Raw genomic sequence first — 19,675 nt, 5'->3', positions numbered from 1 at the left:
GGGGGGCCGTCCCGGGAAAGCCGGCGGTGCGTGCGGATGTGAGCCAGATCATCCGTTTACGGCGGGTGAACGGGTGTTTCGCCCGTGGTGCGCATGACAGGATCTTGCGGATCGCTACCAGTGGGTAGCGGTGCGGCCGGGTGCCAACTTCCCCGGTCCACCCCACACTTCACCCCCCTCAGGATCCAACTGTGCGCAAATCCACCAGGATTGCCCGTTCCGGGACAGCCCCCTTACTGGCCATTGCCACCGCTTCGCTGCTCGTCGCCGGATGCGCGGGATCCGGGTCCGGTGGGTCCGCCGCCGCGCCCGGCGCCGGCGCGGAGCCGGCGGCTGCGGAGTCAACGGCCGCGCCGCGACTGACCGTCCGGGCCGCCGACGCCGCCGCCGGCGGCAGCACCCCGAGCGCGGTGGCCCGGCCGGGCGGCGCGGGCAGGGGGCGGCCGGCCGCGAAGTCCGCGCTCACGGTCGCGTCCTTCGACCGGAAGAGCGGACGGGCCGTCATCGCCACGTCGGCGGTGCGGTCTTCGCCGAGCACGCCGACTTCGCCGAGCACACCGACCTCGTCGACCTCACCGACCACGGCGATCTCACCGACCACGTCGACCACGTCGGGCACACCGGGCGCCCGGCCGCAGCCCTCGGCGCCGTCCGGCAGCCCGTCCGCGGGTCCGACCGCGGGTCCGTCCGCCACGCCCTCCACCGTGCCCTCCGCCGGTCCGTCGAAGCGCGCGCCCGCGCCCGGGGCGGACGTGGCCGTCGGTGACGTCATCGCCAGCGCCCCGGCGCCCGGCGCGCCCCGGGGTGTGCTCGCCAAGGTCACCCGGGTCGTCGGCCGGACCGGCCACGGCACCGAGGTCGCCACCGCGCCGGCCACGCTCGACGCGCTGCTCGGCGACGCCACGGCGCACGGCACGGTGCCGGTCGACCCGCGCGCGGTGACGGGCGAGCCCCTCGCCCCCGAGGTCAAGGTCTCCTGGGCCCGGAACGGCGGCCTCCGCTTCGGCCCGCACGGCGCCCAGTTGCCCCTCGGCACCCTGCGGCTGGACGTCGGCGCCGCGCTGCCCACGCCCCCCGGCGGACCCGTCTCCGCCGAGGCGTCGGCCGCCGGCTATCTCCAGTTGGCCCCGGAGGTCGACTTCTCCTACGAGGGCAGCAACGACAGTAAAGGGGACAAGGGGGACAAGGGGGGTGGCGTCGGCGGTGCCTCGCTGACCCTGGCCGGCGCCTGGTCCTCCCAGTGGGAGCTGAAGGGCCGGGCAGCCGCCTCCACCGCGGCGAAGCCGCTGCGGGTGCCGTTCGCCAAGCTGCACGCCGACCCCGTCGTACAGGTCGGCCCGGTACCGGTCGTGGTCAACCTCGACCTCACCTGCTACCTCCAGATCGACGCGGACGGGAAGGCCGCCGTCGACGTCAAGCAGGACCTCAAGGGCGACTTCGCGGTCGGCGGCAGCTACCGGCGGGCCACCGGCTGGGCCCCGATCGCCCGCGCCCGGATGCACGGCACGCCCGTACGGGCCACCGTGTCCGCCGCCGGCAAGGTCAAGGCCGGCCTCGGCGCGGAGGCCGGCATCGGCCTCTACGGCGGCCTCGGCGTGACCGCCACCGTCGCCCCGTACCTGCGTGCCGACGTCGCCGGCAGTGCCACCGGCGCCACGGACGGCACCGCCTCCGCCACCGGCCGCTGGTCCGCCTTCGGCGGCGTCGACCTCTCGGGCGCGCTCCGTGCGCACCTCGACATCTTCGGTACGCCGGTCTTCGAACGCCGGGTACCGCTGGGCCCGTTGAACCGGGAGTGGAAGCTGGCCGAGGGGGCGGGGACGGTGCGCCGGGCCCCGGCGGGCGCGCGGCGCTGAGCGGGCCCGGGACGCGTTCCCGGAGCCCGTGCCGGGCCGGTCCGGCGGCCCGGCCCCCCGCGCGCGCCCGTACGCGGCCGGTCGGAGGGCGGCGCGTAGGCTGCCCCCATGTGCGGAATCGTGGGATACGTGGGCGGGCAGAGCGCCCTGGACGTGGTACTCGCCGGGCTGAGGCGGCTGGAGTACCGGGGCTACGACTCGGCGGGCGTCGCGGTGCTGGCCGACGGGGGGCTGGCGGCGGCCAAGAAGGCGGGGAAGCTCGCCAATCTGGAGAAGGAGCTGGCGGACCGTCCGCTGCCCGCCGGGTCGACGGGGATCGGGCACACCCGGTGGGCGACGCACGGTGGTCCGACGGACGCCAACGCGCATCCACATCTGGACAATTCCGGCCGGGTTTCGGTCGTCCACAACGGGATCATCGAGAACTTCGCGGCGCTGCGCGGGGAACTGGCCGAGCGCGGCCACCAGTTGGCGTCCGAGACGGACACCGAGGTGGTCGCGCATCTGCTGGCCGAGGCGTACTCGTCGTGCGGTGAGCTGGCCGAGGCCATGCGGCAGGTGTGCCGGCGGCTGGAGGGCGCGTTCACGCTGGTCGCGGTGCACGCCGACGCACCGGACCTGGTGGTCGGGGCGCGCCGCAACTCCCCCCTGGTGGTGGGGATCGGCGAGGACGAGGCGTTCCTGGCCTCGGACGTGGCGGCGTTCATCGCGCACACCCGGGAGGCCGTCGAGCTGGGGCAGGACCAGGTCGTGGAGCTGCGCCGGGACGGGGTGACGGTCACCGACTTCGAGGGCGCGCCGGCGCAGGTGCGGAACTACCACGTCGACTGGGACGTCTCGGCCGCCGAGAAGGGCGGCTACGACTACTTCATGCTCAAGGAGATCGCCGAGCAGCCGAAGGCGGTCGCGGACACGCTGCTGGGCCGGATCGACGCGGCCGGGGTGCTCTCGCTGGACGAGGTGCGGATTCCGCCGGCGGTGCTGCGGGAGATCTCCAAGGTCGTCGTCGTGGCCTGCGGGACGGCGTACCACGCGGGGATGATCGCCAAGTACGCCATCGAGCACTGGACCAGGATTCCGTGTGAGACCGAGCTGGCCAGCGAGTTCCGGTACCGGGACCCGATCCTGGACCACCGGACGCTGGTGATCGCCATCAGCCAGTCCGGCGAGACCATGGACACGCTGATGGCGCTGCGGCACGCCCGCGAGCAGGGCGCCCGGGTGCTGGCCATCTGCAACACCAACGGCTCGACGATCCCCCGGGAGTCCGATGCGGTGCTGTACACGCACGCCGGGCCGGAGGTCGCGGTGGCGTCCACGAAGGCGTTTCTGACGCAGCTGGTGGCGGTCTACCTCGTCGCGCTGTACCTGGCGCAGGTGCGCGGGACGAAGTGGGGCGACGAAATCCAGGACGTGGTACGCGAGTTGGCGGCCATCGGGACGCAGGTGCAGCAGGTGCTGGGCACGATGGAGCCGGTACGGGAGCTGGCCCGCGGCCTCGCGGACCGGAACACGGTGCTCTTCCTCGGCCGGCACGTGGGCTATCCGGTGGCGCTGGAGGGCGCGCTGAAGCTCAAGGAGCTGGCGTACATGCACGCGGAGGGGTTCGCGGCCGGTGAGCTCAAGCACGGTCCGATCGCGCTGATCGAGGAGGGCGTCCCGGTCGTGGTGGTCGTCCCCTCGCCGCGCGGCCGGTCCGTGCTGCACGACAAGATCGTCTCCAACATCCAGGAGATCCGGGCGCGCGGTGCCCGCACCATCGTGATCGCCGAGGAGGGGGACGAGGCGGTGGTGCCGTACGCGGACCACCTGGTGCGCATCCCGCGCACGCCGGTCCTGCTCCAGCCGCTGGTCTCGTCCGTGCCGCTCCAGGTGTTCGCCTGCGAGCTGGCCACCGCCCGTGGCAACGAGGTCGACCAGCCGCGCAACCTCGCCAAGTCGGTCACGGTGGAGTGACCCGGTGATCATTGGGGTCGGGATCGACGTCGCGGAGATCGACCGGTTCGGCGCGGCGCTGGAGCGGACGCCGGAGCTGGCACACCGGCTGTTCCTCGACACGGAGTTGCTGCTGCCGAGCGGCGAGCGGCGCGGGACGGCCTCGCTGGCGGCCCGGTTCGCCGCCAAGGAGGCGGTGGCCAAGGCGCTGGGCGCGCCGGGCGGGCTGCACTGGACGGACGCGGAGGTGTACGTCGAGGACAGCGGGCAGCCGCGGCTGCGGGTGCGCGGCACCGTCGCCGCGCGCGCGTCCGAACTGGGCGTGAACTCCTGGCATGTGTCGCTCAGTCATGACGCCGGGGTCGCCTCGGCGGTGGTGATCGCCGAGGGGTAGCGCGGCCGTCCGGCGGCCGTTCGGTGCCGCCGGTGGTGCGGGGGTCTCGCGTGTGGCTTGCGGGGCCCCCGCACTGATGGGGTGTGAGACTTGCCGCATGAGGACTGCCTACAGTGTGGCGGCGGTACGCACCGCCGAGCGGGAACTGATGGACCGGCTGCCCGAGGGGGCTCTGATGCAGCGGGCGGCGGCCGGACTGGCCGTCTCCTGTGCGGAGTTGCTGGGGCGGGTGTACGGCGCCCGGGTGGTGCTGCTGGTGGGCAGCGGCGACAACGGCGGCGACGCGCTGTACGCCGGGGCCCGGCTGGCGCGGCGCGGCGCCGGGGTGGCCGCGGTGCTGTTGTCGCCGGAGCGGGCGCACCCCGGCGGGCTGGCCGCGCTGCGGGCGGCCGGCGGCCGGGTGTCGCACGACGCGCTGCGCGACCTGGGCCGGGCCGATCTGGTCGTGGACGGGATCGTGGGCATCGGCGGACGCGGCGGACTGCGCCCCGAGGCCGCCGAACTCGCCCGTGCGGCAGGGGAGTCGGCGATCGTGGTGGCGGTCGACCTGCCCAGCGGGGTGGACGCGGACACCGGCGAGGTGCGCGGGGACGCCGTACGGGCCGACGCGACGGTGACGTTCGGCGCGTACAAGCCCGGCCTGCTGATCGACCCGGCGCGGGAGCGGGCCGGGGCGCTGCGGCTGGTCGACATCGGACTGGCCCCGCCCGCGACCGCCGATGCGGAGGCGCTCCAGCACGCGGACGTGGCGGCGCTGCTGCCGCGGCCGGGGGCGGCGAGCGACAAGTACCGGCGGGGTGTGGTCGGTGTCGTCGCCGGTTCCGCGCGCTATCCGGGGGCGGCGGTGCTGGCGGTGGCCGGGGCGCTGCGCGGTGGCGCCGGGGCGGTGCGGTACGTGGGGCCGGCGGCGGAGGCGGTGCTGGCGCGGTTCCCGGAGACGCTGGTGCACGCCGGGCCGCCGGACAAGGCGGGCCGGGTGCAGTCGTGGGTCATCGGGCCGGGCATCGGGGACGAGTACGGGGCGCTGGAGGAGGTGCTGGCGGCCGACGTGCCGGTGCTGGTGGACGCCGACGGGCTGCGCTTCCTGTCCGCGGACCGGGTCCGGCGCCGGACCGCCGGGACCCTGCTGACGCCGCACGCCGGGGAGGCCGCGGCGCTGCTGGGGCGGGCCCGCGAGGAGGTCGAGGCGGCTCGGCTGGCCGCGGTGCGGGGGCTGGCGGAGCGGTACGGGGCGACGGTGCTGCTGAAGGGGTCGACGACGCTGGTGGCGGATCCTGACGCGTCCGTTCCGGTACGCGTCAATCCGACCGGCACCGGCTGGCTGGCGACGGCCGGGAGCGGGGACGTGCTGTCCGGGGTGACCGGGTCGCTGCTGGCGGCCGGGCTGCCGCCGCGGGACGCCGGCTCGGTGGGCGCGTATCTGCACGGGCTGGCGGCGCGGCGGGCGGCCGGACCGGAGGGCACACCGATCGCGGCCTCGGAGGTGGCCGGGCATCTGGCGGCGGCATGGGGCGACGTGATGGGGTGACGCTCCGCGTCCGCCCGGCCGCCGGGCGTTTCCGGCCGCGGCCCGGCCGGCCCGGCGCACCGCACGGCAACCGGCCGCCCCGGCCGCACCCGCCGGGGTGGGAAAAGGCCCGGTCACACCGTACGGAGCCGGCGCCGCGGCCGGGTTCGGCACGGCCCCAGCGGCACCATCGCGGGCTTTTCCGCGTCGGTTCCCGGGGGCGCGGGGGCGTGGCCTGAGACACTGAGGGGGATGAACGAGACAGCGAAGCGTGCGCGTGCCGCCATTGACCTTGCCGCCGTGCGGTCGAATGTCCGTGCCCTGCGGGGCCGCGCACCCCGGGCAGAGCTGATGGCCGTGGTCAAGTCCGACGGCTACGGCCACGGCGCGGTGCGCTGTGCGCGGGCCGCCCGGGAGGCCGGCGCGGGCTGGCTGGGGGTGGCGCTCCCCGAGGAGGCGTTCGCGCTGCGTGCGGCCGGCGACACGGGGCGGCTGATGTGCTGGCTGTGGACGCCGGGCGGCCCCTGGGGCAGGGCCGTCGAGCAGGACGTCGATGTCTCGGTGAGCGGGCTGTGGGCGCTGCGCGAGGTGGCGGACGCGGCGCGCGACTGCGGCCGGACGGCCCGGGTCCAGCTCAAGGTCGACACGGGGCTGGGGCGCAACGGCTGCCGGCCCGCCGACTGGGCGGAGCTGACCTCGGCCGCCCGCACCGCCGAGGCGGCGGGCGTCCTCAAGGTCACCGGCATCTGGTCGCACTTCGCGTGCGCCGACGAGCCGGGGCATCCGTCCATCGCCGCGCAGCTGGCGGAGTTCCACCGGGCGCTGGCGGTCGCCGACCGGGCCGGGCTGCGGCCCGAGGTGCGGCACATCGCCAACACACCGGCGCTGCTCACCCTCCCCGAGGCCCACTTCGACCTGGTACGGGCCGGCATCGGGATATACGGCATCTCGCCCGGTCCGGAGGTCGGCACGGCGCAGGACCTGGGGCTGCGGCCGGCGATGACGCTGGAGGCGTCGCTGGCCTCCGTCAAGCGCGTCCCGGGCGGCCACGGGGTGTCGTACGGGCACCAATACGCGACGCCCGGGGAGACCACGCTCGCCCTGGTCCCGCTCGGCTACGCCGACGGCATCCCGCGGCACGCCTCCGGGACCGGCCCGGTGCTGGTCGCCGGGAAGTGGCGGACGGTGGCGGGCCGGGTCGCGATGGACCAGTTCGTGGTGGACCTGGGCGGCGACGAGGCCGCGGCCGGGGACCCGGCCGTGCTCTTCGGGCCGGGCGACCGCGGGGAACCGACCGCGGAGGACTGGGCCGTCGCGGCCGGAACGATCGGGTACGAAATCGTCACGAGGATCGGAAGCCGGGTGCCGCGCGTCTACGTGGACAGTGAGGTGCGCGACCGGACCGGAGAGGACACGGCGTTGACGGGGGGCGTGGCATGACCGACGGAACGGAGGCCGCGGCGCAGGCGGTCGAGACGGCGGCCGAGGCGGCCGGGAACTGGGCCAGGGCCGGCCGCCAGGCGGGCTTCGCGGGCATGGCGATCGGTGTGGTCGCGGCGGGCGCGGCGGCCGGGGTGGCCATAGAGCGGATGACGGTCGGCCGTGGGATGCGCCGCCGGGCCCGGCTGGCGCTGGACGCGGCGGGCCCGTACGGCACGCTGCGCGGCACCCCGGGCACGGCGTTCGCCGAGGACGGCACCGCGCTGTACTACGAGGTCGACGAGGCGGGGGACCGGCAGTCGGGCAGGGCCGCCAAGGAGGACCGGACCGGCAGGACCGCGCGGGTGAGCAAGGAGGTGCGGGCCGCCCAGGAGGCGCAGGGCGGGCTGCGCAGGCGGCTGACGGCCGCACTGGGCCGTCGTGCGCCCGCGCCGACGGTCGTCTTCAGCCACGGCTACTGCCTGAGCCAGGACTCCTGGCACTTCCAGCGCGCGGCGCTGCGCGGCATGGTCCGCACCGTCCACTGGGACCAGCGCAGCCACGGCCGCTCGGCCCGCGGCCACGGGCAGATCGAGGGTAAGGAACCGGTCACCATCGACCTGCTGGGCCGGGACCTGAAGGCGGTGCTGGACGCCGCGGTGCCCGAGGGGCCGATCGTGCTGGTCGGGCACTCCATGGGCGGGATGACGGTGATGGCGCTGGCCGACCAGTTCCCCGAGTACGTCGCGGAGCGGGTGGTCGGGGTGGCCCTGATCGGGACGTCGGCGGGGCGGCTGAGCGAGGTCGGGTTCGGGCTGCCGTCGATGGGCTCGAAGGCGTTCCACTGGCTGGCGCCCGGCGTGCTCAAGGCGCTCGGCTGGCAGAGCGAGATCGTCGAGCGCGGGCGGCGGGCCACCGCGGACCTCTTCGCGGGGCTGATCAAGCGCTACTCCTTCGGTACCCAGGACGTGGATCCGGCCATCGCGCGGTTCGGGGAGCGGCTGATCGAGGCGACCCCGATCGACGTGGTCGCCGAGTTCTTCCCGGCGTTCGCGGTGCACGACAAGACCGACGCGCTGGTGGCCTACGACAACGTGCCCGCGCTGGTGCTGGCCGGGGAGAAGGACCTGATCACGCCGGCCGAGCACAGCCGGACCATCGCCGAGGTGCTGCCCAACGCCGAGCTGGTGTGCGTCCCGGGCGCCGGGCACCTGGTGATGCTGGAGCGGCCCGAGCTGGTCAACGACCACCTGGTGGCGCTGGTGGAGCGGGCGTCCGAGGCGGCCCGCAGCTCGCGTACGGCGCGCGCCTGAGCGGCGCCCCGGCGGCGGCCCCGCTCCCGGTACGGGACCGCCGCCCCGTCCGGGCCGTACCATTTGCGGCATGAGCACCACTGGCGCGATTGCCCATGTCACCGTCAAGTCCCCCGACCAGATGCGGGAGTTGGGCCGCAGACTGGCCCCGCTGCTGCGCCCCGGCGACCTGGTGCTGCTCACCGGCGAGCTGGGCGCGGGCAAGACCACGCTGACCCGCGGCCTGGGCGAGGGCCTGGGCGTGCGCGGCGCGGTGACCTCGCCGACCTTCGTCATCGCCCGGGTGCACCCCTCGCTGACCGGCGGCCCGGCGCTGGTGCACGTCGACGCGTACCGGCTCGGCGGCGGGCTGGACGAGATGGAGGACCTGGACCTGGACGTCTCGCTGCCGGAGTCGGTGGTGGTCGTGGAGTGGGGCGAGGGCAAGGTCGAGGAGCTGTCCGAGGACCGGCTGCACGTGGTCATCGGGCGCGCGGTGGGCGCCGCGGCGCCGGGGTGGCGGTCGGGCGACGGCCACCCCGAGGACGACGTGGACGACGTGCGCGAGGTGACGGTCACCGGCGTGGGCGCGCGCTGGGCGGACGCCGGGCTGCCGGAGCTGGAGCTGTGCTGACCGGGCCCCGTTGACGGGTCCCGCCGGGCGGGCCGCCGGGCTCCGTACGGGGTCCCGCGTCCGGTAGTTTCCGACAAGCCGTCGGCATGATGTTGCGCGGGCGGTGCCGGACATGGTCACATGGGTGGGAGAGCCCTGGTTAGGTGTGCCTAAGTAATGCCTGACCTCCGTTGCTTGCCCCAGAAGCCCGGGAGGCGTCCATGTCCCCCCACCAGCCCTCCTCCACGCCCGAACGGCGCGGCCCCGTCCAGGCGGCCGTGCGTGCCGAGCAGGGTGCGCGGAAGACGCCGCCGTCGATGAACGAACTGCTGGCGGCGTGCGCCGCGGCCAGCGCCGTCTCCACGCCGCCCGACGCCCCGGAGGAGCGCCGCGCGGTCGAGCGGGACGAGGCCCAGGAAGCGGATGAAGCGGGCGAGACCGGCGAACCGGACGGCGGCCCCGGTACCGAAGGCGGCGCGTCCACACCGGGGCGCGATGCGGCGTAGCCCGTAGGGGCGAAGCGCCGGGGCCCGGGGAGCCGGGCCTCCTGGATCGGCCGACCTGGTATCGGCCAGGGCCTGTCCGACGGGTCAGGACACCACGACGATCTTCGCGCCGCGCAGCGCGAAGTCCCACAGCGCCTTGCCGTCGTCCCGCGACTCCCGGATGCCGCCGGTCTTCTTCGCGCCGTCCGGCGCCGGCGTGGAGCTGTCGACGGCCGCACTGAAGCCGACGACCACCCCCTTGACGACGGCGAACCGCACGACGTGCTCGATCGCCACCCCGTCCGAGCCGGTCACGCTCACCGACCGCGAGGTCACCGCGTACGAGCCCGGGGCCGGGCTCACCGTGCTCGGCGCCACCGGGAAGGTCCGCTGCGCCTTGCCGTCCGCGCCGACCAGCCAGACCCGCTTGGCGCCCAGCGCGTACACGACCCGCTTGCCGGTGCCGGACGCCGCCGGGACCGGAGCCGGGGCGGCCGGGCTCTGCTCCTTCTTGGCGGGCTGGTCGTGGGCCGTCGGCTTGCGGTCGGCGGCGGGGCCGTCGCCGCGGACCGCGGTCAGCGGGGCGGAGGCGGAGGCGGACGCCTGGTAGCCGAGCACGCCGATGGCTACCAGGGCGGCTGCGGTGAGCGCGGTGACGATCGTGCTGCTCTTAGCGGGCACCGCGGTGCCACCTTTCCGTACGCTCCCGGCCACGGGCGGGGAGGCTGCCGACTGTGCTGATTACGGGCCGACGGTAGCACCGCACCGGGCACCGCCGGCCGCGCCGTAGTCTTGAGGACGTGCTGTTGCTAGCTCTTGACACCGCCACCCCCGCCGTCACGGTCGCGCTCCACGACGGCTCCCGTGTCCTCGCCGCCGCCGCCGAGGTGGACGCGCGCCGGCACGGCGAGCTGCTGCTGCCCGCCGTCGACCGGGTGCTGGCCGAGGCCGGACTGAAGCTCGACGCGGTCAGCGACATCGTCGTCGGCGTGGGACCCGGCCCGTACACCGGACTGCGGGTGGGGCTGGTGACCGCCGCGACCTTCGGGGCGGCGCTGGACGTGCCCGTCCACGGCCTGTGCTCGCTGGACGGCATCGCCTTCGCTTCCGGCCTGACCGAGCCCTTCGTCGTGGCCACCGACGCCCGCCGCAAGGAGGTCTACTGGGCGCGCTACGCGGATGCGCGCACCCGCCTGACCGAGCCGGCCGTGGACCGCCCCGCCGAGATCGCCGACGAGGTGGCCGGAATCCCGGCCGTGGGCGCCGGCGCGCTGCTCTACGACACCGTGTTCACCGGCGTACGCCGCGACGGGCCGGAGCACCAGTCCGCCGCCGCGCTCGCCGGGCTGGCCGCGGAGAAGCTGGCCGCGGGCGAGGAGCTGCTGCCGCCCCGGCCGCTGTACCTGCGCCGCCCGGACGCCCAGGTACCGGCCAACTACAAGGTGGTCACCCCCCGTTGAGCTCCCGCCCGTCGCCCGACCTTCCCCAGGCTCTCAACGTGGTTCGGGAAGGGGAGGCCCCAATTCCCCCGACGGCGCCGCCGCGCGGCGGCAGCCCCCGATCCGCCGTGCTGCGCGAGATGCGCTGGTGGGACCTGGAGCAGGTGCTGGAGCTGGAGCGCGACCTCTTCCCCGAGGACGCCTGGTCGCCCGGCATGTTCTGGTCCGAGCTGGCGCACGCCCGCGGACCGCTGGCCAACCGCCGCTATCTGGTCGCCGAGTTGGCGGTGCCGCCGCGATGGGGGTCCCCCCGGACGGCGTCCGGGGGAGGTGCCGTTGAGGGGAATGGGGCTCGGGGAAGGCCGGGCGACGGCCGGATCGTCGGCTACGGCGGGCTGGCCGCCGTCGACGGCACCGGCGACATCCAGACCATCGCCACCGCCCGCGACCAGTGGGGCACCGGCCTCGGCGCCCGGCTGCTGGCCGAACTCCTCGGCGCCGCCACCGACTTCGAGTGCCGCGAGGTGCTGCTGGAGGTGCGGGTCGACAACGTCCGCGCGCAGCGCCTCTACGAGCGCTTCGGCTGCGAGCCGATCGGCTTCCGCCGCGGCTACTACCAGCCCGGCAACGTCGACGCCCTGGTGATGCGCCGCACCACCCAGACCTCCTCCGAAGCACCCTCCGTACAAGGAACATGACAGACATGGCTGACTCAGCTGACTCACGCGGCGGACCGCTCGTCCTCGGCATCGAGACCTCCTGCGACGAGACCGGCGTCGGCATCGTCCGCGGTCACACCCTCCTCGCGGACGCGGTCGCCTCCAGCGTCGACGAGCACGCCCGCTTCGGCGGTGTGGTGCCGGAGGTGGCCTCCCGCGCCCACCTGGAGGCGATGATCCCCACCATCCGGCGCGCGCTGAGGGACGCCGGGGTCGCGGCGAGCGACCTGGACGGCATCGCGGTCACCGCGGGCCCCGGCCTGGCCGGCGCCCTGCTGGTCGGCGTCTCGGCCGCCAAGGCGTACGCCTACGCCCTGGGCAAGCCGCTGTACGGCGTCAACCACCTCGCCTCGCACATCTGCGTCGACCAGCTGGAGCACGGCCCGCTGCCGGAGCCGACCATGGCGCTGCTGGTCTCCGGCGGCCACTCCTCCCTCCTGCTGGCCCCGGACATCACCTCCGACGTACGGCCGCTGGGCTCGTCCATCGACGACGCGGCGGGCGAGGCGTTCGACAAGGTGGCGCGGGTGCTCAACCTCGGCTTCCCCGGCGGCCCGGTCATCGACCGCTGGGCCCGCGAGGGCGACCCGGAGGCGATCCGCTTCCCGCGCGGGCTGACCGGCCCCCGCGACCCGCTCTACGACTTCTCCTTCTCCGGCCTGAAGACCGCGGTGGCCCGCTGGATCGAGGCCAAGCGGTCGGCCGGCGAGGAGGTGCCGGTGGCGGACGTCTCGGCGTCCTTCCAGGAGGCCGTCGTCGACGTGCTGACCCGCAAGGCCGTCCGCGCCTGCAAGGACAACGGCGTGGACCACCTGATGATCGGCGGCGGGGTGGCGGCCAACTCCCGGCTGCGGGCGATGGCCGAGCGCCGCTGCGAGGACGCCGGCATCCGGCTGCGGGTGCCGCGGCCCAAGCTGTGCACCGACAATGGCGCGATGGTGGCGGCCCTCGGCGCGGAGATGGTGGCCCGCAACCGCCCGGCATCCGCCTGGGACCTGTCCGCGGACTCCTCGCTCCCGGTCACCGAGCCCCATGTCCCGGGTGCGCACGACCACGGCCACGCACCCGACCACGATCACTTTCATGAGCTGAGCAAGGACAACCTTTACTCCTGAGGACTCCTGACGACTACTGAGGACTCCTGAGGGCGGCAGCGCCCGGCACAGGTCTTACCCTGGGCAGCAGCACAGGCGCGGGCACGGGGAGGCGGCAGGCTGTGGACTGGTTCTGGTGGGTCTTCATCTTCTTCATGGCGGGCGGTTTCGCCAAGGTGGCCGACACCGCCCGTACCGCCCTGCGCACGCGCCACGAGCGCAAGATGGAGCGACTGGAGACCGCCCGTCAGGAGCGGCACGAGCTGGTCGCCGCGCAGAAGCCGCCGGAGCCGGTGTGCGGCTGCACCCACCATCTCGCCAAGCATGACAAGAAGGGCAAGTGTCACGAGCTGGTGCAGGTGCCCGTCGCCTGGGACGCGGACCACAAGCCGGTCCAGTACGAGGCCGGCCAGTGCACCTGCCAGCAGTACGTGGGCCCGCAGCCGCTCTCCCAGGTCTACGCCGAGGACCTGACGGACCTGGCCTGAATCAGGCGGTGTCCGCCGCGGGGTGCCCCAGCAGCATCGTCGGCGCCCCGGCGACCCGGGTGAGGAAGACCGTGCAGGAGTGCGGCCCGTCGAGCTTCAGCTTCCGGCGCAGCTCCTCGGGCTCTACGGCGGACCCGCGCTTCTTGACCACCGCGACGCCGACCCCGCGCTCCCGCAGCAGCGCCTTCAGCTTCTTGACGTTGAACGGCAGCACATCGGTGATCGCGTACGCGGTCGCGTACCGCGTCGGCACCAGCTGATCCGCCGTCACATACGCGATCGTCGGATCGATCAGCCGCCCGCCGACCTCCTCGGCGACATCGGCGACCAGATGCGCCCGGATCACCGCGCCGTCCGGCTCGTAGAGCCAGCGACCGACCGGGCCCGGCTCGGGGTCGGGCAGCTCCGCGCCCAGCAGTGACGCCCCCGAGGGCAGCAGCGTGGCCCGCCGGCCGCCGGCCTCGCCCGCCCCGAACCACACGACGGCCTCCTTCACGTCGCCCGCGTCGGAGATCCACTCCGTCTCCGCGTCCGCCGGCAGCGCCTCGTGCGGCACACCGGGCGCGATCTTCAGCGCCGCGTACCGCGCCGTACGGGCCGCCTCGACCGCCCACGACAGCGGCGGGGAGTACGCCTCCGGGTCGAAGATCCGGCCGCCGCGTCGCCCACTGCGCCGCGCCGGGTCGACGAACACCGCGTCGTACCCGGCCGTGTCCACCTCCGTCACGTCCGCGCAGCGCACCTCGATCAGCTCCGCGAGCCCCAGCGCCGCGGCGTTCGCCCGGGCCGCCGCGCAGGCCAGCGGGTCGCGGTCGACGGCCAGCACCCGGATCCCGGCGCGGGCCAGCGCCAGCGCGTCGCCGCCGATGCCGCAGCACAGGTCGGCCAGCGTACGGACGCCGAGCCCGGCCAGCCGGGCGGCGCGGTACGCGGCGACGGAGGTACGGGTGGACTGCTCGACGCCGTTGGGCGTGAAGTACATCCGCTCGGCGTCCGCGCCGAACTTCGCCGCCGCCCGGCGCCGCAGCTGCGCCTGCCCGATGGCGGCGGAGACCAGCGGCGCGGGATGGTCGCGGCGCAGCCGGGTCGCGGCCGTCAGCTCTTCCGAGGCGTCGTACCGCCGCAGGGTGTCCAGCAGCGCCTGCCCCTCGGGGGTGAGCAGCGCGGCGAAGGTGTCGAGGTCGGTCATCTCCATCATTGTGGGCCTGCCGCAGGGGCGGACCCGCGTCCCGTCCTACGCCTCGGGCTCGCCGCCGGTGACCCGGCGCACCCGCTGGGTGGCGTCCGCGGCCGGCCGGTCGGGCGCCGGGTGGACCGGCTCGCGCCGCCGCTGGGCGCTGTCGCTGACCCGTAGCAGCACCGCGATCATCACCCAGTTCGCGACCAGTGACGAACCGCCCTTGGCGAGGAACGGCAGGGCCTTACCGGTCAGCGGGATCAGGCCGGTGACGCCGCCGGTGACGACGAAGACCTGGAGCAGCAGCGCGCCGGCCAGGCCGACCGCCAGCAGCTTGCCGAACGGGTCCCGGGCGGTCAGGCCCACCCGCAGGCCGCGCTGGGCCAGCAGTGCGTACAGCAGCAGCACGGCCATCACGCCGGCCAGGCCCAGCTCCTCGCCGACGGTGGTGAGGATGAAGTCGCTGTTGCCGGCGAAGCCGATCAGCTCGGGGTGGCCCTGGCCCAGTCCGGTGCCGCCGATGCCGCCGCTGCCGAAGCTGAACAGCGCCTGCGCGGCCTGGTCGGAGATCAGGCCCGGCGGGCGCTTGTCCGCCGGCAGGAAGATGTCCATCGGGTGCAGCCAGGCCATCACACGGCCCTTGACGTGCGGTTCGGTGGAGCCGACGACGGCGGCGCCGAGCACGGCCATCAGCAGACCGCAGACCACCCAGCTGGTGCGCTCGGTGGCCATGTAGAGCATGATCACGAAGACGCCGAAGAAGATCAGCGAGGTGCCCAGGTCGCGCTCGAAGACCAGCACCAGCAGGCTGATCACCCAGATCGTGAAGATCGGTCCGAGCTGCCGGCCCGGCGGCAGCTGCATGCCCATCACCCGGCGCCCGGACAGTGCCAGCGCATCGCGGCTGACGGTCAGATAGCCCGCGAAGAACACCACGATCATGATCTTCACGAACTCGCCCGGCTGCATCGACAGCGGCCCGAGCATGATCCAGCGCTTGGCGCCGAACTGGTCCGCGCCGAAGAACGCCGGGGCCATCAGCAGTACCAGCGCGACCGCCATCGTCAGGTAGATGTAGCGCTGGAGGAACCGGTGGTCGCGCAGCAGGATCAGGATGGCGATGCAGACCGCGACCCCGATGACCGTCCACACCAGCTGTCCGGTCGCCGCCTGGGCGATCTTCAGTCGCGGCTTCTCCGCGTAGGTGATGTCCAGCCGGTGCAGCAGCACCAGTCCGATGCCGGTCAGCAGCGTCGCCAACGGCAGGATCAGCGGATCGGCGCGCGGCGCGAAGCGGCGGACGACCAGGTGCGGGACCAGTGCGATGAAGAACACGCTGATGGCGAAGCCGGCCAGCCCGCCGGGCAGCGAGCCCTTCATCGACAGCTCGGTGTAGCCGTAGCCGAAGACGGTGATCAGGACGACGAAGCCGAGCAGCCAGGCTTCGGTTCGCCGGCGGTTCGGGGCCTGCGCGAGCGCCGCGAACGTCATGGTGCGCTCGGCGTCGCTTTCCGGGCCCCCGGAATCCTGGGGCGCGCTGGTCAGTCCACGCACGGTTCCTCCGCCATCGATGGTCAGGGCCGCGGTGCGGCCGGGTCTTGGCCCGGTTGTTCAGCGGTCCGGGGAGCTAGACGGGGCATCGCCGGGCCTGGTTGCAGCGGAACAACAAGGTGTGTCCGAATCCACCCGGCGGCCGTCGACAGGGACACGGTACGCGTCCCCGGCGCGCTGGCACTCCGCTTGACCGAGTGCTAACTGCGTCATAGTCTCAGCGTTGGCACTCTCCAGCGGGGAGTGCCAACACAGCGACGGGCAGGTCCGGCACCCGCGACGACGGATCCACCTGGTCGCCACCTCAGACAGTTAACCCCGTGAGATCTCCGAAGGGGGAGGTCGGATCGTGACGACCACCAGCTCCAAGGTTGCCATCAAGCCGCTCGAGGACCGCATCGTGGTCCAGCCGCTCGACGCCGAGCAGACCACGGCCTCGGGCCTGGTCATCCCGGACACCGCGAAGGAGAAGCCCCAGGAGGGCGCCGTCCTCGCCGTCGGTCCGGGCCGCTTCGAGACGGGCGGGCGCCTGCCGCTCGACGTCAAGGTCGGCGACGTCGTGCTCTACAGCAAGTACGGCGGCACCGAGGTGAAGTACAGCGGCGACGAGTACCTCGTTCTCTCTGCTCGCGACGTGCTCGCGATCATCGAGAAGTAAGTCACCCAGTTTTGCCCTGATCTGCGCCCCTGGTTCCCGCGTTCTCACCGACCCGGGGCAGGGGCGCAGTTCGTATGAGCGAGAGCGGTCACGGCGGCGAGGCCGACGATCGCAACGAGAGGACTTGAAGCACCCATGGCGAAGATCCTGAAGTTCGACGAGGACGCCCGTCGCGCCCTTGAGCGCGGCGTCAACAAGCTGGCCGACACCGTCAAGGTGACCATCGGCCCCAAGGGCCGCAACGTCGTCATCGACAAGAAGTTCGGCGCCCCGACCATCACCAACGACGGTGTCACCATCGCCCGCGAGGTCGAGGTCGAGGACGCGTACGAGAACCTGGGCGCCCAGCTCGTCAAGGAGGTGGCGACCAAGACCAACGACATCGCGGGTGACGGCACCACCACCGCCACCGTGCTGGCCCAGGCGCTGGTCCGCGAGGGTCTGCGCAACGTCGCCGCCGGCGCCTCCCCGGCCGCCCTGAAGAAGGGCATCGACGCCGCGGTCAAGGCGGTCTCCGACGAACTGCTGACCACCGCCCGCCCGATCGACGACAAGGCCGACATCGCCGCGGTCGCCGCGCTGTCCGCGCAGGACCAGCAGGTCGGCGAGCTGATCGCCGAGGCCATGGACAAGGTCGGCAAGGACGGTGTCATCACCGTCGAGGAGTCCAACACCTTCGGCCTGGAGCTCGACTTCACCGAGGGCATGGCCTTCGACAAGGGCTACCTCTCGCCGTACATGGTCACCGACCAGGAGCGTATGGAGGCCGTCCTCGACGACCCGTACATCCTGATCCACCAGGGCAAGATCTCCTCGATCCAGGACCTGCTGCCGCTGCTGGAGAAGGTCATCCAGGCCGGCGCCTCCAAGCCGCTGCTGATCATCGCCGAGGACGTCGAGGGCGAGGCCCTGTCGACCCTGGTCGTCAACAAGATCCGCGGCACCTTCAACGCGGTGGCCGTCAAGGCCCCCGGCTTCGGTGACCGCCGCAAGGCGATGCTCGGCGACATGGCCACCCTCACCGGTGCCACCGTCATCGCCGAGGAGGTCGGCCTCAAGCTCGACCAGGCCGGTCTGGACGTGCTGGGCACCGCCCGCCGCGTGACCGTCACCAAGGACGACACCACCATCGTCGACGGCGGCGGCAACGCCGAGGACGTCGCGGGCCGCGTCGCCCAGATCAAGTCCGAGATCGAGACCACCGACTCCGACTGGGACCGCGAGAAGCTCCAGGAGCGCCTCGCCAAGCTCGCCGGCGGCGTCTGCGTGATCCGCGTCGGTGCCGCGACCGAGGTCGAGCTCAAGGAGAAGAAGCACCGCCTGGAGGACGCCATCTCCGCGACCCGCGCCGCGGTCGAGGAGGGCATCGTCTCCGGTGGCGGCTCCGCCCTCGTCCACGCCGTCAAGGTCCTGGACGGCAACCTCGGCAAGGACGGCGACGAGGCCACCGGTGTCGCCGTGGTCCGCCGCGCCGCCGTCGAGCCGCTGCGCTGGATCGCCGAGAACGCCGGCCTCGAGGGCTACGTCATCACCGCGAAGGTCGCCGAGCTGGACAAGGGCAACGGCTTCAACGCGGCGACCGGCGAGTTCGGCGACCTGGTCAAGGCCGGCGTCATCGACCCGGTCAAGGTCACCCGCTCCGCCCTGGAGAACGCCGCCTCCATCGCCTCCCTGCTGCTGACGACCGAGACCCTGGTCGTCGAGAAGAAGGAAGAGGAGGAGGCCGCCGACGGCGGTCACGGTCACGGCCACGCGCACTGACCTCTGACCGCGTACGCGTCAGCTCCCACCGAGGCCCGGTCCCGCCACCGCGGGGCCGGGCCTCGGCCGTGGGGCCGCGCCGCCCGCCGCGGCGCAGCGGACCGCCGGGCCGTCAGGCCGAGTGCGCCAGCCCCTCCGGCCGTACCGGGTCGGCGAACGGGAGCCCGTTCGCGTACCGCTCCAGCTCGTCCAGCGCGTGATCGGCCATCCGGTGCAGCTCGCCGCCCAGCGACCCGGCGACATGGGGGGTGAGCAGCACGTTCGGCAGCTCGTACAACGGCGAGTCCGGGGGCGGGAGTTCGGGCTCGGTGACGTCCAGTACGGCGGCCAGCCGCCCGCTGCGCAGCTCGGGCAGCAGGGCCGCCTCGTCGACCAGCGAGCCGCGCGCGGTGTTGATCAGCGTGGCGCCGTCGGGCATCAGGGCGAGCCGGCGGGCGCCGATCAGATGCCGGGTGGCGGGCAGCGCGGGGGCGTGCACGCTGACGATGTCGCTCCCGGCGCACAGCTCGTCCAGCGGCACCGCCACCACACCGAGCCGGTCCGCCTCCGCACTGTCCACGAACGGGTCGTACAGCAGCACCCGCAGCGCGAAGGGGCGCAGCAGCTCGATCACCCGGCGGCCGATGCGGGAGGCGCCGACGATGCCCACGGTGCGGCCGTAGTTGCCGGCGCCGGCCAGCTCCCGCGGCCAGTCGTGCGCGGTGCGCAGGGCGCGGTAGCGGTGGGCCGCGTGCAGCACCCGCTTGTTGGCGAACAGCACCGCGGCGAGGGTGAATTCGGCGACCGGCAGCGCGTTGACGGCGGCGGCCGAGGCGACCGCGATGCCCCGGGCCCAGCAGGCGTCGGTGATGTGGTGCTTGACCGATCCGGCCGCGTGCACCACGGCCCGCAGCCGGGGGGCCGCGGCCAGTACCTCCGCCGTGAGCGGCGGCGCGCCCCAGCACGTGAACAGCACCTCCGCCTCGGCGAGGGCCGCCGCGACCTCCGGCGCGGGGTCGGCCAGCCGGTGCGCCACGAGGCGGGAGTCCGTACGGGCGAGGGCGGTGATCCGTGCGTGGTGTCGGTCGTCGAGCAGCCGCTCGGCGACACCCGGGCCCATGGACAGCAGCAGGGTCGGGCGGCGGGCGGCGCGGGGGGTGTCCGTGGCGGGGCGCATGGCGGGAACGGTCCTCCTTCGGTCGGGCGGCGGCCGGACCGGTGGGGCCGGCGCTGCCGCGGGGTTCCGTCCGTGGGTGGGGACTCGGGCCTGTCCGATGGGGCAGGGTCGCAGAGGCTCTACCCCGAGGC

General features: G+C 74.0%; 19 protein-coding genes. 14 read left to right on the top strand and 5 right to left on the bottom strand.

The genetic code is table 11. The annotated features are described in order from the left end of the window. Positions 1–178: 178 nt before the first annotated feature. Entirely contained in the window at positions 179–772 is a 594-nt protein-coding gene (locus tag RZ84_RS42495) for a hypothetical protein (RefSeq protein WP_347232761.1), read from the bottom strand. Here RZ84_RS42495 and RZ84_RS15880 point away from each other — a divergent pair. The 8 genes from RZ84_RS15880 to RZ84_RS15845 all read left to right on the top strand — a co-directional run bounded on the left by RZ84_RS15880 (position 753) and on the right by RZ84_RS15845 (position 9,522). Next, the gene (locus tag RZ84_RS15880) at positions 753–1,856 is read left to right on the top strand and encodes a hypothetical protein (RefSeq protein WP_347232760.1); all 1,104 of its coding nucleotides are present in this window, start codon (positions 753–755) and stop codon (positions 1,854–1,856) included. The two genes, RZ84_RS42495 and RZ84_RS15880, sit on opposite strands and share 20 nt — an antisense overlap. A gap of 108 nt (positions 1,857–1,964) precedes the next feature. Next, a complete protein-coding gene (glmS, locus tag RZ84_RS15875; RefSeq protein ID WP_043264875.1) occupies positions 1,965–3,812 on the top strand; it encodes a glutamine--fructose-6-phosphate transaminase (isomerizing) in 1,848 nt (615 codons plus the stop codon). 4 nt (positions 3,813–3,816) lie between these two features. Then, on the top strand, positions 3,817–4,185 hold the full coding sequence (locus tag RZ84_RS15870; RefSeq protein ID WP_043264874.1) for a holo-ACP synthase: 369 nt from the start codon (positions 3,817–3,819) through the stop codon (positions 4,183–4,185). Between the two features lie 97 nt (positions 4,186–4,282). Beyond that, positions 4,283–5,713, top strand: coding sequence for a bifunctional ADP-dependent NAD(P)H-hydrate dehydratase/NAD(P)H-hydrate epimerase (locus tag RZ84_RS15865; protein ID WP_043264873.1), 1,431 nt, complete (start codon positions 4,283–4,285; stop codon positions 5,711–5,713). A 231-nt stretch (positions 5,714–5,944) separates the two neighbouring features. After that, complete coding sequence (gene alr, locus RZ84_RS15860) at positions 5,945–7,132, top strand: alanine racemase (RefSeq protein WP_043264872.1); 1,188 nt, start codon at positions 5,945–5,947, stop codon at positions 7,130–7,132. Next, complete coding sequence (locus RZ84_RS15855) at positions 7,129–8,424, top strand: alpha/beta fold hydrolase (protein WP_043264871.1); 1,296 nt, start codon at positions 7,129–7,131, stop codon at positions 8,422–8,424. Before alr ends, RZ84_RS15855 begins: the two co-directional genes overlap by 4 nt. Positions 8,425–8,494: 70 nt before the next feature. Further along, positions 8,495–9,037, top strand: coding sequence for a tRNA (adenosine(37)-N6)-threonylcarbamoyltransferase complex ATPase subunit type 1 TsaE (gene tsaE / locus RZ84_RS15850; RefSeq protein ID WP_043264870.1), 543 nt, complete (start codon positions 8,495–8,497; stop codon positions 9,035–9,037). A 200-nt stretch (positions 9,038–9,237) separates the two neighbouring features. Continuing rightward, positions 9,238–9,522 (top strand): hypothetical protein, encoded by a 285-nt coding sequence (locus RZ84_RS15845; protein WP_043264869.1) that lies wholly within the window; start codon positions 9,238–9,240, stop codon positions 9,520–9,522. Positions 9,523–9,606: 84 nt separating this feature from the next. Here the strand turns inward: RZ84_RS15845 and RZ84_RS15840 are convergent, their stop codons facing one another. Beyond that, positions 9,607–10,182 carry a L,D-transpeptidase gene (locus RZ84_RS15840; protein ID WP_043264868.1) on the bottom strand — a complete coding sequence of 192 codons (576 nt, stop codon included), beginning with the start codon at positions 10,180–10,182 and terminating at the stop codon, positions 9,607–9,609. 119 nt (positions 10,183–10,301) lie between these two features. Between RZ84_RS15840 and tsaB the strand changes: the two genes are divergently transcribed. The 4 genes from tsaB (at position 10,302) to RZ84_RS15820 (ending at position 13,241) form a co-directional block, all read left to right on the top strand. Continuing rightward, positions 10,302–10,961 (top strand): tRNA (adenosine(37)-N6)-threonylcarbamoyltransferase complex dimerization subunit type 1 TsaB, encoded by a 660-nt coding sequence (gene tsaB / locus RZ84_RS15835; protein ID WP_043264867.1) that lies wholly within the window; start codon positions 10,302–10,304, stop codon positions 10,959–10,961. Between the two features lie 119 nt (positions 10,962–11,080). Next, positions 11,081–11,638: a GNAT family N-acetyltransferase gene (locus RZ84_RS15830; protein WP_043270008.1), complete on the top strand. Its 558-nt coding sequence runs from the start codon at positions 11,081–11,083 to the stop codon at positions 11,636–11,638. A 5-nt stretch (positions 11,639–11,643) separates the two neighbouring features. Next, positions 11,644–12,774, top strand: coding sequence for a tRNA (adenosine(37)-N6)-threonylcarbamoyltransferase complex transferase subunit TsaD (tsaD, locus tag RZ84_RS15825; RefSeq protein ID WP_043264866.1), 1,131 nt, complete (start codon positions 11,644–11,646; stop codon positions 12,772–12,774). A gap of 101 nt (positions 12,775–12,875) precedes the next feature. Further along, positions 12,876–13,241 carry a hypothetical protein gene (locus tag RZ84_RS15820; protein ID WP_043264865.1) on the top strand — a complete coding sequence of 122 codons (366 nt, stop codon included), beginning with the start codon at positions 12,876–12,878 and terminating at the stop codon, positions 13,239–13,241. Between the two features lies 1 nt (position 13,242). Here the strand turns inward: RZ84_RS15820 and RZ84_RS15815 are convergent, their stop codons facing one another. Both RZ84_RS15815 and RZ84_RS15810 read right to left on the bottom strand, forming a co-directional pair. After that, positions 13,243–14,436: a THUMP-like domain-containing protein gene (locus tag RZ84_RS15815; RefSeq protein WP_043270006.1), complete on the bottom strand. Its 1,194-nt coding sequence runs from the start codon at positions 14,434–14,436 to the stop codon at positions 13,243–13,245. A 39-nt stretch (positions 14,437–14,475) separates the two neighbouring features. Beyond that, the gene (locus tag RZ84_RS15810) at positions 14,476–15,909 is read right to left on the bottom strand and encodes an FtsW/RodA/SpoVE family cell cycle protein (protein ID WP_043270004.1); all 1,434 of its coding nucleotides are present in this window, start codon (positions 15,907–15,909) and stop codon (positions 14,476–14,478) included. Between the two features lie 409 nt (positions 15,910–16,318). Here RZ84_RS15810 and groES point away from each other — a divergent pair, with 409 nt between their 5' ends. Both groES and groL read left to right on the top strand, forming a co-directional pair. Then, positions 16,319–16,627 (top strand): co-chaperone GroES, encoded by a 309-nt coding sequence (gene groES, locus RZ84_RS15805; protein ID WP_043264864.1) that lies wholly within the window; start codon positions 16,319–16,321, stop codon positions 16,625–16,627. A gap of 135 nt (positions 16,628–16,762) precedes the next feature. Next, a complete protein-coding gene (groL, locus tag RZ84_RS15800) occupies positions 16,763–18,388 on the top strand; it encodes a chaperonin GroEL (protein WP_043264863.1) in 1,626 nt (541 codons plus the stop codon). A gap of 112 nt (positions 18,389–18,500) precedes the next feature. On the opposite strand, the gene RZ84_RS15795 is transcribed toward groL, so the two are convergent. Then, complete coding sequence (locus RZ84_RS15795; RefSeq protein WP_043264862.1) at positions 18,501–19,544, bottom strand: hydroxyacid dehydrogenase; 1,044 nt, start codon at positions 19,542–19,544, stop codon at positions 18,501–18,503. Positions 19,545–19,675 lie beyond the last annotated feature (131 nt).

It is taken from the genome of Streptomyces sp. CT34 (genome assembly GCF_000805335.1).
GTDB lineage: Bacteria > Actinomycetota > Actinomycetes > Streptomycetales > Streptomycetaceae > Streptomyces.
This window is presented reverse-complemented; position numbering and strand designations above follow the sequence as displayed.